Below are 12,932 nucleotides of genomic sequence, written 5' to 3' on the forward strand. Positions count from 1 at the left end.
GCGCCTTCGATTGTTTGAGCGGACTTAGGCCTCGACGTCGAACGACAGAGCCCGCGCGCGAATAACCTGCGGATGAGCGGTCAGCTTTTCGATCACAGCATCCGAAACAGGCTCGTCCACATAGAGAAGCGCGATGGCATCGCTTCCAGCAGCCTTACGGCCGAGCTGGAAGTTGGCGATGTTGACCCCGTTCTCGCCGAGCGTCGTACCGAGTGCGCCGATGAAGCCCGGCTTGTCGATATTGGTCGTGTAGACCATGTTCTGGCCGATCTCGGCATCGATGTTGATGCCCTTGATCTGAATGAAGCGCGGCTTGCCGTCTGAGAACACCGTCCCCGCCACGGTCCGGGTGGTGTCGCTCGCCTTGACGCGCAGCATGATATAGCCGTCGAAGATACCGGTCTTGTCGCGCCTGACCTCCGAAATGATCACGCCGCGCTCCTTGGCGAGAAGCGGTGCGGAGACCATGTTCGCTTCCGGCATCTGCGGACGCATCAGGCCGGAAACGGCGGCAGAAACGAGCGCGCGGGTGTTCATGCCGGCAGTCGACCCGTCGAAGATGATCTCGACTTCATGGATCGGTGCATCGGTGACCTGGCCGACAAAAGAACCGAGCATTTCCGCCAGTTTGACGAACGGCTTCAGCACCGGGGCCTCTTCAGCAGAGATAGACGGCATGTTGATCGCATTGGTCACGGCGCCGCTATTCAGATAGTCGGCCATCTGCTCTGCCACCTGAAGCGCAACATTCTCCTGCGCCTCGCTCGTCGATGCACCGAGATGCGGCGTGCATACGACGTTATCCATGCCGAACAGGGCATTCTCCTTGGCGGGCTCTTCCTCGAAAACGTCGAGCGCCGCGCCGGCGACCTTGCCGCTCTTCAGCGCCTCGACCAGATCGCTTTCGACGATCAGACCACCGCGGGCGCAATTGATGATGCGAACGCCGTCCTTCATCTTCGTGAAGGCCTCGGCATCAATGATGTTGCGCGTCTTGTCGGTCAGCGGCGTGTGCAGCGTAATGAAGTCCGCACGAGCGAAGAGTTCATCCAGCTCGACCTTCTTTACGCCGATCTGCGTGGCGCGTTCCTCGGTGAGGAAGGGATCGAAGGCAACCACGTTCATCTTCAGCCCGATGGCACGCGAAGCGACGATCGATCCAATATTGCCCGCGCCGATGATGCCGAGCGTCTTGCCGGTGATCTCGACGCCCATGAACTTGCTCTTTTCCCACTTGCCGGCATGAGTGCTCTCATTGGCCTGCGGGATCTGGCGGGCGACCGCGAACATCATCGCAATGGCATGTTCGGCTGTCGTAATCGAATTGCCGAAAGGCGTATTCATCACGATGATACCCTTCCGCGAAGCGGCTGGGATATCGACATTGTCGACGCCAATGCCTGCGCGACCGATCACCTTGAGATTGGTCGCCTTTTCGATCAGCTTTTCGGTGGCTTTTGTCGCCGAACGGATCGCCAGGCCGTCATAATCGCCGATGATCTCGGCGAGCTTTTCCTTGTCCTTGCCGACATCCGGCTGGAAGTCGACATCGATGCCCTTGTCCTTGAAGATCTGGACAGCGGCGTCGGAGAGTTTGTCTGAAATGAGTACGCGCGGTGCCATTGTGTTGGCCTCCTGCTTGGATGGGCATCGTGCCCTGATAATTGTGCGGGTTCAGTGAGCGGCGACCAGCGCCGCCGCTCTGTCGGACAATGCCGGCTTAGCGAAGCGACATCTTCTGCGTTTCGAAGGCATAGGTCAGCCAGGGCATCAGCGCTTCCATGTCGGACGTTTCGACCGTCGCGCCGGCCCAGATACGAAGGCCTGCCGGTGCATCGCGATAGGCGCCGATATCATAGGCAACGCCTTCAGTGTCGAGCTGATTGACGATGCCTTTGGCGAAAGCCGCCTGCGCATCGGCATCGAGTGCCAGCACGTCCGGATCGGTGATCGTCAGGCAAACCGACGTGTTGGAGCGCGTCGCCGGGTCCTTGGCGAGATTGCCGATCCAGCCATTCTCATCGACGAAATCGAAGATGACCTTGGCGTTGGCATCCGCCCGCTTCATCAGACCGTCGAGGCCGCCTGCCGATTTGGCCCATTCCAGTGCATCGATATAGTCCTCGACGCAAAGCATGGAGGGGGTGTTGATCGTTTCGCCCTTGAAGACGCCTTCGATCAGCTTGCCGCCCTTCGTCAGACGAAAGATCTTGGGAAGCGCGCGGTCCGGCGTGTAGTTCTCAAGCCGCTCCACAGCGCGTGGGCCGAGAATGATGACGCCGTGCGCCGCTTCGCCCCCGAGCACCTTCTGCCAGGAGAACGTCACCACATCGAGCTTGTCGAAGGGAAGGTCCTGGGCGAAAGCCGCCGAGGTCGCGTCGCAGATTGTCAGGCCGCCGCGGTCATCCGGGATGAAGTCGCCATTCGGCACGCGAACACCGGATGTGGTGCCATTCCAGGTGAAGATCACGTCGCGGTCGAAATCGACCTGCCCAAGGTCGGGCAACTCGCCGTAGCCCGCTTCGATCTTGCGGGCGTCTTCCACCTTGAGCTGCTTGAGAACGTCAGTGACCCAGCCGGAGCCGAAGCTCTCCCACGCCAGCACGTCGACGCCGCGCTCACCGAGCATGGTCCACATAGCCATCTCGACAGCGCCGGTATCCGAACCGGGAACGATACCGATGCGGTGGGTATCAGGCACCTGCAAAACGTCACGCGTCAGGTCGATCGCGTGCTGCAGACGGCTTTTGCCGGGTTTGGATCGGTGCGACCGGCCAAGAAGGGCGTCGGTCAGGGCTTCAACGGACCAACCGGGGCGCTTGGCGCAGGGGCCGGAAGAAAAATAGGGGCGAGCCGGGCGCGTGGCCGGCTTGGTCATATCTGTCATCGATGTCTCCTATCCTCACAGATAGGGCGTCCCTCGTTGGGGAGGGATGGCCCGCAGCCGCCTTAGAAGCTGTCAGGGCATCCGTCAAGGAAAACCGCCCGATCCTTTCGAACCGGGCGGTTTTTCTTGTTCGCAAAGATCGAGAAGGGTCAGAGACCGAGCCGAAGGCCGAACCGGACCTGATGCTGAAGCGTGTCTTCCTCGAAATCGACACCGTCGCCATCGCGCACCAGCTGCTGCGCGCCCGGGATGCCGAACAGGCGGTATCCGACATCAAGTTTCAGCTTGTCGGTCAGATCGTACGATGCACCAGCGCTGAGTTGATAGGCGAAGTGGAATTCGCGCTCGCGGACGTCGCTATACAGCGTACCGGGTATATCGCATGTGAAATCGCCGGCGCTGGTGCATTCTCGCTCGGTGTAAACGCCGTAATCGGTATAGGCGATGCCGGCTCCAGCGCCGACATAAGGCGTGATCCGGGCAAAGGTACCAAAGTCGAAGAAGCCGTTCACGAGAAAGGTCCAGGCATGCGAATTGCCGTCGCGTTCGATGGAACAGGGGACGGTCGTTGCGGTCGGATCACCGGCATCCGAGCCTTCACAGAAGCGGCCGAACTCCGGATCGGAATCGAAATCGCCAAGGCCCGTATAGCCAAGCTCACCTTCCATGCGGAACAGATCGCTGAAGTTATAGCCGGCGGCAACCGAGCCGCTGACGGAGCCGAGCGAGTTGTACGCGCCGCCATTGTTGAACATCTCCGGGACGTTCTCGACATCAACGCCGAGATCGCCGCGAATATACCAATTCGTCACCGCTTCGACCGGGACGTATTCTTCCATGACGGGAAAAGCGGTCTCTTCGACGAGGGGGGGATTGTAATCATAATCGGCGGCAAAGGCGGGCAGAGCCGACACCATCGGAGCGACGGCAAGAATGACAATGGGAAGCTGGCGCATGAAACTGACTCCGGATCAAACGGCACTTGCAAGCGCCGCTTCGCGTTTGCCGGCCATAGTTAACCATCACGGTTAAGGCGCAGTTAAGCGTATGAAGGCCGGCTCGTCGGTTGAAACGAAAAACGCCGCCCGTTGGGGCGGCGTTTCGTCAAATCATGTCGCAAATTATTTGTAGACCGGAGGCGGTGCCGGGGGCAGCGGCGGTGCCGGCGGGACATAGGTCGCGCAACGCGGATTGGCGCCCCCGAAATTATACCGAAGGCCGGCGCGAACCTCGTGGCTCTTGATGCCTTCATCATAGCCCGGCCCGTTGAAGGTATTGAAGGCAAACATGCGCCCGCCTTCGATCTCGCGATAGCGATAGCCGATATCGGCCTCAAGTTCTTCGGTCAGGCAGTAGGATGCGCCGGCCATAAGCTGCCAGGCAAAGCGCCATTCCTTGTAGCCGTCATGAGGCGTCACTTCGAAGCCATCGTCGTTGAAAAGCGTCTCCCATTCCACCCGGGCGCCGCCGATACCGCCGCCGACATAGGCGGTGAAACCGTAATAGGTTCCAAGATCGACATAGGCATTGGCCATGAGCGTCAGAATGCTGACTTCGGTGCGGTCGTCGGACTCACATGGTGTGGTCCCTGTCGGGCCGCAGAAACCGGTCGTCGACCCGCGAAAGTCGTATTTTTTGTACCAGTCGACGCCGAACTCGGTGCGAAGATGCTTGTGGACATTGACACCGATCGCGCCACCCACGCCCCAGCTTTCGTCCAGGTCGGTATAGGAGAAATCGTTCTCGCCGTCCGATGTCCGATAGGTGATGTCGCCCATTTCGTTGTGCGCGCCATAGATCACATCGCCACGGATATACCATCCACCGAATGCATTGTCGGCCACCGGCACAGGCTCGTAGGAGACCGGGGCTGGCTCGACCAGCACCTCGGGTTCCGGAACGTAGATGTCAGCAGCAAAGGCTGTGCTGACAGCGGTCGTAGCCAGCAGCGCCCCGCCCGCTACGGCGATCAGAGAGCGTCTCATAATTGTACCTCACAAGAATGCCGCCAGTCCCCGCGGCCTGTTCCATTCAAGGACACTATGAGCGCAAATAATTAATTGCCGCTTAAGCCTAAAAAGTAAGGTAAACATTCCTGCGTAGACGAACCGCAAACGCACCGAGATCATCGGAAGACTTTCGAGACGATCATCTTGTAAGCGGGCGATCGGAGATCGCTCTAGGTCCGCGACGACCCGCGAAAGAAGGGGTGACGAGGTGGGTCCCGTCACCGACCGATCAGGCTGCGTGATCGATGATTTCGACGAGTTCGTCGACGACGGTCGTGACCAGATGTGTGTCGTCGCCTTCGGCCATGACACGGATCAGCGGTTCGGTGCCGGAAGGACGGATGACAATGCGCCCGTTTTCACCAAGCCGCGCGCGAGCGGATTCGATAGCCGCTTTCACATCGTCTTCTTCCAGCGGCGTTCCCGAGCTGTAACGCACATTGCGAAGCAGCTGAGGCACCGGCTCGAAGCGGCCGAGAACCTCGCTGGCGGGCTTCTGCGCTCGCTGGACGCAGGCCAGAACCTGCAAAGCGGTGATCAGACCGTCACCTGTCGTGCCGTAATCCGTCAGAACCACATGACCCGACTGTTCACCACCGACATTGAAACCATGCGCCCTCATATGTTCGACAACATATCGGTCGCCGACCTTGGTGCGTGCGAGTGTCAGACCGAGACCATTCAGATGCCGTTCGAAGCCTAGATTGCTCATCACCGTGGCGACGACACCGCCTCCGGTGAGCCGGTCCGCTTTCAGCCAGCTCTCCGCGATGAGCGCCATGATCTGGTCGCCATCGATCTCACGCCCCTTCTCGTCCACGACGACGATCCGGTCGGCATCGCCATCCAGCGCAATCCCGATATCAGCCCGAACCTCATGGACCTTGCGGGCCAGCGACCCCGGGCTCGTCGAGCCGCATTCGTCGTTGATGTTGCGGCCGTCGGGCTCGACGCCAAGGGAAACCACATCGGCCCCCAGTTCCCAGAGAACGGCGGGCGCGACGCGATAGGCCGCACCATTGGCGCAATCGATCGCCACACGCAGGCCGTTCAGGTCCAGCGAACGCGGGAGCGAGCGTTTGGCATGTTCGATATAGCGATCCTGGACGCCGTCGACGCGCTTCGCCTTGCCAATCGCATCGCAATCCGCCAGTCGGCGCGACAGATCTTCATCCATCAGCGCTTCGATCTTCGCCTCGATCTCGTCCGAAAGCTTGAAGCCATCGGGGCCGAACAGCTTGATGCCATTATCGAAATACGGATTGTGCGAGGCACTCAGCATCACACCAATATCGGCCCGCATGGAGCGCACCAGCATTGCGACGGCAGGCGTCGGAATTGGCCCGAGCAGGAAAACATCGACCCCGGCGGCGCAAAAGCCTGCGACCAGCGCGTTTTCCAGCATGTAGCCAGACAAGCGCGTATCCTTGCCAATCACGACCCGATGCTTGTGACCGCCCCGTTTGAAAGCGACGCCGGCCGCCATCCCAACCTTCATTGCGACTTCCGCGGTCATCTTGCCGCGATTGGCGCGGCCGCGAATGCCGTCAGTGCCGAAATATTTTCTGTTCATCCGGTTCTCCCCGCAGATGGGCCCTTATGCCGCATTTTCCTGCGCTTGTAGCATCACGATAATTGTCACCCCGTTACCGTTCGGGCGAAAATGAAAAGGCCCGCCACGACGTCCGCGGCGGGCCTTTCCAATCCAAACTGCTGTTCAGCCCTGTGGCTGCGGCTCGAGGCCCCCATCGGGCTCGTTTGGCTTCGGGCGACCGGCGGTCGGCACCGACGAGCCGCGCGAGGGCGGCGTATCATCGCCGGAATCGCGTGAGGGCTTGTTGCCGGCCAGAAGCTGCTTGATCTCGTCGCCAGTCAGCGTCTCGTATTCCAGCAGCCCTTCGGCCAATGCGATCCAGCCATCATGCTCATCCGTCAGGATGCGCCGCGCTTCCGCATAGGCATCGTCGATCAGCTTGCGGACTTCCGCGTCGATGATGCGGGCCGTCTCTTCGGAAATGTTCTTGCTCTGCGTCACGGAGTGACCGAGGAACACCTCCTGCTCGTTTTCGCCATAGGCGACCTGCCCGAGCTTGTCCGAGAACCCCCACTGCGTGACCATGGCCCGTGCGAGCTTCGTCGCCTGTTCGATGTCCGAGGCAGCGCCGGAGGTGATATTCTCCTTGCCGAACTTGATCTCCTCGGCGACGCGGCCACCCATCATGATGGCCAGTCGGCTCACCATATATTTATAGCTCATCGAATAGCGGTCGCCTTCGGGCAACTGCATGACCATGCCGAGCGCACGTCCGCGGGGGATGATGGTCGCCTTGTGAACCGGGTCGGACGAAGGAACATGCAGCGCCACGATGGCGTGGCCGGCCTCGTGATAAGCCGTCAATTCCTTTTCGGCCTGCGTCATGGCGGAGGAGCGGCGTTCCGCCCCCATCATCACCTTGTCCTTGGCGTCCTCGAACTCCGCCATGGTAACGAGGCGCTTATTGCGCCGCGCCGCCATCAGCGCCGCCTCATTGACGAGGTTCGAAAGGTCGGCACCGGAGAAGCCGGGAGTGCCTCGCGCCAGAACTTTCAGATCGACATTGGGCGCCAGCGGCACGTTGCGCACATGCACCTTCAGGATTCGCTCGCGACCGGCGATATCCGGATTCGGCACCACGACCTGACGGTCGAAACGGCCCGGACGCAGCAAGGCCGGGTCCAGAACGTCCGGACGGTTGGTCGCCGCGATCAGGATGATCGATTCAGTGGCCTCGAAGCCGTCCATCTCGACGAGAAGCTGGTTGAGCGTCTGTTCACGTTCATCGTTGCCGCCGCCGAGCCCCGCGCCACGATGGCGACCGACGGCATCGATCTCATCAATGAAGATGATGCAGGGGCTGTTCTTCTTGGCCTGCTCGAACATGTCGCGCACACGGCTCGCGCCGACGCCGACGAACATTTCCACGAAGTCCGATCCCGAGATGGTGAAGAACGGCACGCCCGCCTCGCCCGCGACAGCGCGAGCAAGCAGCGTCTTACCGGTTCCGGGAGGGCCGACCAGCAGAACACCCTTCGGTATCTTGCCGCCAAGCCGCTGGAACTTCTGCGGATCGCGAAGAAATTCGACGATCTCTTCCAGATCTTCCTTCGCTTCCTCCACACCCGCAACATCCTGGAAGGTCACACGGCCATGGGCTTCGGTGAGGAGTTTGGCCTTTGACTTGCCGAAGCCCATCGCCCGGCCCGAACCGGATTGCATCTGGCGCATGAAGAAAATCCAGACGCCAAGGATGAGGATCATTGGCAGCCAAGAGAGGAAATAGCCGAGGATCGAGTTGGACCCGTCGCTTTCCGGCCGCGCCTGAATCTCGACGTTCTGACTTTCAAGGCGCTCGACAAGCCCCTCATCGCCGGGAGAATAGGTCTGGAAACCGGTCGCGCTATCGGAATAGTTGCCGGTGATACGGTCGCCGCTGATCGTGACCGATTCCACCCGGCCGCTTTCGACCGCCTGGATAAATTCCGAATAGGCGATTTCCGAGCCATTGGTGCGCTGCTGAGGCGACTGAAAGAGATTGAAAAGCGCCACGAGCAGAACAGCGATAATCGCCCACAGCACGAAATTCCGATAGTTTGGATTCATGTTCGATCCAGGTTTGGTGAGCCAGGCACGCATATCTGCCTGCCAATCTTGGCCAAGATAGGGATGCGAGAGGCCCATGCCAAGCGATGGGACGTCTCATTTGCCAATGTCGTGAACGAAAGTTTCCACCGGCGGCGGAGTAAGGGGCCAGTCGCAGAGCGTTTCGACCTGCTGCGCGACCGGCAGATCATGAAGTGGGACGGCTTTTGCGAAAGGATAAGGCATCTGCCCGAGTGGCGTTGTTTGTGTGGACCCGTCGTCTTTGCCGATTTGCCCGCGACGATGTTCGCGGCGGATAAAAAGACCGTCACCACGTCGTTCGACGACGCATCGCGCCAGGCTTGAGCGCCGCGTTTGAGGAAGCCGCTTCAAGAGAGAGCAGACCGCAGCGGTCGCCGGGCGGTGGTCGAGACCGCCAGCAAAGGCGAGCATCACACGAAGGGCCTCGACCCTCTCTAAGTTCGGCATTGAAAAACGATCATCCCAACGAAGCAGCAGGGTCGAGGGGTCGACGCGCTGGGCATTGCTCGAAAGTATCCCGGCGACCCTCCGCGCGATAACGTCTCGCGACGTTTCCGACGCACTGCCCGCCCCCCCACCGTCGATCGACGCGCTGCCATCCTGCCGAAGGCGAACACGTTCAAAGCGGCGATCCTCATTGGAGGGGTCATCCACATAAGAGATGCCTTGCTTGGAGAGCCATTCGCGTAACGCCGCGCGGCGCAATGCCAGCATGGGTCGCATCACCCATGCCCCTCCCCGGCCCGTTCGCCAGAATGTGCCGGATGCCATTCCGCTCAAACCCAAGGTAGGTGCGGGATTGCGGCTTTGCCGCATCGCTAACGTCTCGGCCTGGTCATCTGCGGTGTGGGCCACGAGGATCGTCGCGTTCATGGGAGCTGCAAACGCGCTCAGCAGTCGATAACGCGCTTCCCGCGCTGCGGCCTGAATGCCACTTTTCGGTTTCTCGCCGCTCCAGATTAAGACCTGATGCGGCAGATCGAGCCGCTCGCAGATCCGTCCCACCAACCGCGCCTCTTCCGCACTACCGGTGCGTAGAGCATGATCGACTGTCGCGACATGCAGACGGTCGCACTCGCCTCTCCTGACGAGGCTTCGCCAGACCAGATGCAGCATGGAGACACTGTCGCTGCCACCCGAAACGGCAAGGACGATCGGCCCTTCTTTCGGCAGCGGAAGCGAAAACGGCGCCCCGGGAAAATCCGGAGCGCCGTCTGTCTCACAAACTGCCTGCCGTGCGCTCAGCAAGAAGCAGCGGCCTCTTCTTGATGCAGCCGGGAGCGAAAGGCGTCGGTCGTATCGGGGTAGCGATCGGGAATGGCCTTGAGCGTCTCGCAAGCCACGTCCTTCTGGCCCATCGCCGCCAGAGTAACCCCCAGCTTGAGCATCATGTCCGGAGCCTTGTCGCTCTGCGCATGGGTCTTCGTGCCATCGAGAAAGACTTCGACGGCATCGGCATAACGCTCCTGTCCGCGAAGGCTCTCGCCCAGCCAGAACTGGGCATCTGCCGCACGGGGATCTTCCGGATAGCGCTCTGAAAACTGCCGAAAGCCGGATTCCGCGCCGACATAATCGCCAGCGAGGACACGATTATAGGCTTCGCTGTAGATCGCGTTCGGATCGGCGGGCTGCGGCGGAAGCGAAGCCACGGTCGTTTCGTCCGTGGCAGGCAAGTCATTTTCCGTCGCGCTCACATTGCCGAGATCGTCGAGCGTCAGGTTTCCGAGATCGCGCGGCGGTGAGCCGAGTTCGGGAGCGGCACCCTCCTCGTAGGGCGAATGCTCGACAGCATCCATCGGCACTTCCTCAGACATTTCGGCACGTGCCTCTTGGGCCGGCGTCAGGGTTGTCGGCTCAGCCTCTGCCCGCTCCGGCTCTTCGGATGGCAGAGAGCCGGACTGTCCTTCACCCTGGCCAGGCGCGTTCCCTTCCATCTGATCGAGACGGAACTGCATGTCCTCGAGCTGTTTGCGTATCTGCTCCTGCAATTGCAGGATCTGGAAGTTCAAATCCTCCACGGTGCCGTTGAGGCGGCGGACCTGCTCTTCCAGCTGAGCGACACGTGGGTCTGAGGCCTGGGCCAGCTGTATGGTCGTCTGTTGCTCGCCGCCGTCTCGCTTGAAGATCGAGAGCGGGCCGGCTGCGGCCGGTAATGCCGGTAGAGAAAGGGCAACCGTCAGGAGCGTGGCGCGCAGAAGGGCGGTTTTGGCCGGGGCCATGATGAGCATTCCTCGAATAGTGTTCCTCTGGACAGCGGACAGGCCTGAAAGACGCTGGCCGATTATGACCGTTAAGCAGGTCACTTGGCCGAAAATGCGGAAGGCATGCCAATTGCCTTCCGCTGTGACCAATTTATCACGTTCTTTCGACGCTGATGCGCCTTACTTCAGCACGGTGACCGCGCGGCGATTCTGCGACCAGCAAGAGATATCGTCACACACGGCGACCGGGCGTTCCTTACCGTAAGAGACGGTATTGATCCGGTTGGCAGCGATGCCGCGGCTGATCAGATAGTCGCGGGCAGCGGCCGCACGGCGAGCGCCGAGCGCGATATTGTATTCGCGCGTGCCGCGCTCGTCGGCATGACCTTCGACCGTGATCGGATAGTTCGAATACTGGTTCAGCCACTGGGCCTGCTTGGCCAGGGTCTGCTGCGCATCGGCGCGGATGACCGATGAATCGGTATCGAAGAACACCCGGTCGCCTACATTGACCGTGAAGTCCTGCGTGCTGCCCGGCTGAGCGCTGCCGGCAGCGCTGAGGCCGAGATCGGCAGCAGAATTCGGCACGTTCTTTTTCGATGCACAGCCGGCAAGCGCGAGCGCGCCGACAAGCGCGATCATGGCCGGATTGCGAGAAAGTTCGATGAAACGACGCATGGTCGCTAACCCCTTAGATATACGGTGGCCGCAGCCCCTCTGGTTCTAAAATCGAATCGCCCGCCAGCGTGGCCTTGCCACTGTCCCCTGTCGAGTGATCCCCTAATCCATGGCGCCGCACGCTAGTAGAGATTGCGGCACAATGGCGGCAGCCAGTGACATTCGCCCTCTGACCACCCAGTTCCTCCTCAGTCCAGTCTTGGCGACCAGGCCGGGTCCGACGCAAAATTGGGTGTCGGAATTGCCTGCTCGTTTCGACCTGTCAGATCGACCGAGCGCAGCTTGGGACCTGCGCCCTGGTCTTCTCTGAAAAACATGATGACGCGTCCGTTCGGGGCCCAGGTCGGGCCTTCGACCAGATAGCCGGTCGTCAGGATACGCTCGCCCGAACCATCCGGCTTCATGACGCCGATGGAAAACTCGCCACCACTCTGCTTGGTGAAGGCAATCAGATCTCCCCGTGGACTCCAGACCGGCGTGGAGTAGCTGCCATTGCCGAAGCTGATGCGCGCCTGGCCCGAGCCATCAGCGTTCATCCTGTAGATTTGGGAAGGCCCGCCACGGTCGGACGTGAAGACGATCTGACCGCCATCCGGCGAATAGGAGGGTGAGGTATCGATCGCGTTCGTGTCGGTCAGCCGCTGCATGTTGCGGCTCGACAGGTCCATGGTGAAGATATCCGAATTACCGTCCTGCCGGCCGATACTCATCACGACCTTGCCGCCATCAGGTGAAAAGCGCGGCGCAAAGCTCATGCCTGGAATATTGCCAATGAGTTCGCGCTGGCCCGTCTCCAGTTGCAGCAGATAGACCCGCGGCTGACCGTCCGCATAGGACATGTAGGTCACTTCCTGACGGTTCGGCGAAAAGCGGGGCGTCAGTACGATCTGGCCGCCCTTTGTCAGATAGCGCAGGTTCGCGCCGTCCTGATCCATAATGGCAAGGCGCTTGTTGCGATTGTCCTTCGGGCCGCTTTCGTCGACGAAGACCACCCGCGTATCGAAATAGCCGTCTTCGCCGGTCAGCGCCTTGTAGATCGTATCGGCGATGATATGCGCCACGCGCCGCCAGTTATCCGGCGTCGTGAAAAACTGCTCGCCGATAATCTGAGACTGCCCGTAAGTATCCCAAAGGCGGAATTCCGCACGCAGTCGCCCGCCATCCGGCACAATACGGCCCGTGACGAGCGCCTGCGCGTCGATTGCCGTCCAGTCCTGAAAACGGGGCGACTGATCGGGATTGTCGATCTGCTGGATGAACGCCGCCTTGTCGATCGGCCGAAACAGACCGGATCGTGCAAGGTCGGCAGCGATCACGTCGGTGATCTGCTGGCCCAAACCATCCTGGCTGAGGAAATCCGTGATCGCGATTGGCAGCGGCTCCACCGTACCGCGATTGACGTCGATTTCGACGACGGCCCGCGCCGGCATGCTCAGCCACAAAAGGGCTGCCGCGATCAGGCCGAGTCGGGAGATGAGACGATATAGATGTTTCAT

Annotated in this window: 10 protein-coding genes; all 10 read right to left on the reverse strand. The window is 60.7% G+C overall.

Annotated elements, in window-relative coordinates:
* Window positions 1-24: 24 nt before the first annotated feature.
* The 10 genes from serA to tolB all read right to left on the reverse strand — a co-directional run bounded on the left by serA (window position 25) and on the right by tolB (window position 12,932).
* On the reverse strand, window positions 25-1,623 hold the full coding sequence (gene serA, locus D8780_RS11070) for a phosphoglycerate dehydrogenase (protein ID WP_121645637.1): 1,599 nt from the start codon (window positions 1,621-1,623) through the stop codon (window positions 25-27).
* 97 nt (window positions 1,624-1,720) lie between these two features.
* Window positions 1,721-2,887 carry a phosphoserine transaminase gene (locus D8780_RS11075; protein ID WP_121645638.1) on the reverse strand — a complete coding sequence of 389 codons (1,167 nt, stop codon included), beginning with the start codon at window positions 2,885-2,887 and terminating at the stop codon, window positions 1,721-1,723.
* A 149-nt stretch (window positions 2,888-3,036) separates the two neighbouring features.
* Complete coding sequence (locus D8780_RS11080; protein ID WP_121645639.1) at window positions 3,037-3,843, reverse strand: outer membrane protein; 807 nt, start codon at window positions 3,841-3,843, stop codon at window positions 3,037-3,039.
* A 165-nt stretch (window positions 3,844-4,008) separates the two neighbouring features.
* Window positions 4,009-4,872, reverse strand: coding sequence for an outer membrane protein (locus tag D8780_RS11085; protein ID WP_121645640.1), 864 nt, complete (start codon window positions 4,870-4,872; stop codon window positions 4,009-4,011).
* Between the two features lie 253 nt (window positions 4,873-5,125).
* Window positions 5,126-6,469, reverse strand: coding sequence for a phosphoglucosamine mutase (gene glmM / locus D8780_RS11090; protein ID WP_121645641.1), 1,344 nt, complete (start codon window positions 6,467-6,469; stop codon window positions 5,126-5,128).
* Between the two features lie 144 nt (window positions 6,470-6,613).
* Window positions 6,614-8,536 carry an ATP-dependent zinc metalloprotease FtsH gene (gene ftsH / locus D8780_RS11095; protein WP_121646530.1) on the reverse strand — a complete coding sequence of 641 codons (1,923 nt, stop codon included), beginning with the start codon at window positions 8,534-8,536 and terminating at the stop codon, window positions 6,614-6,616.
* Window positions 8,537-8,632: 96 nt separating this feature from the next.
* Window positions 8,633-9,805: a tRNA lysidine(34) synthetase TilS gene (tilS, locus tag D8780_RS11100; protein WP_121645642.1), complete on the reverse strand. Its 1,173-nt coding sequence runs from the start codon at window positions 9,803-9,805 to the stop codon at window positions 8,633-8,635.
* Complete coding sequence (ybgF, locus tag D8780_RS11105) at window positions 9,799-10,776, reverse strand: tol-pal system protein YbgF (RefSeq protein ID WP_158598491.1); 978 nt, start codon at window positions 10,774-10,776, stop codon at window positions 9,799-9,801. Before ybgF ends, tilS begins: the two co-directional genes overlap by 7 nt.
* 162 nt (window positions 10,777-10,938) lie before the next feature.
* On the reverse strand, window positions 10,939-11,436 hold the full coding sequence (gene pal, locus D8780_RS11110) for a peptidoglycan-associated lipoprotein Pal (protein ID WP_121645644.1): 498 nt from the start codon (window positions 11,434-11,436) through the stop codon (window positions 10,939-10,941).
* Window positions 11,437-11,624: 188 nt separating this feature from the next.
* Window positions 11,625-12,932 (reverse strand): Tol-Pal system beta propeller repeat protein TolB, encoded by a 1,308-nt coding sequence (tolB, locus tag D8780_RS11115; RefSeq protein ID WP_121645645.1) that lies wholly within the window; start codon window positions 12,930-12,932, stop codon window positions 11,625-11,627.

Origin of the sequence: Notoacmeibacter ruber (assembly GCF_003668555.1) — a bacterium.
Lineage (GTDB): Bacteria > Pseudomonadota > Alphaproteobacteria > Rhizobiales > Rhizobiaceae > Notoacmeibacter > Notoacmeibacter ruber.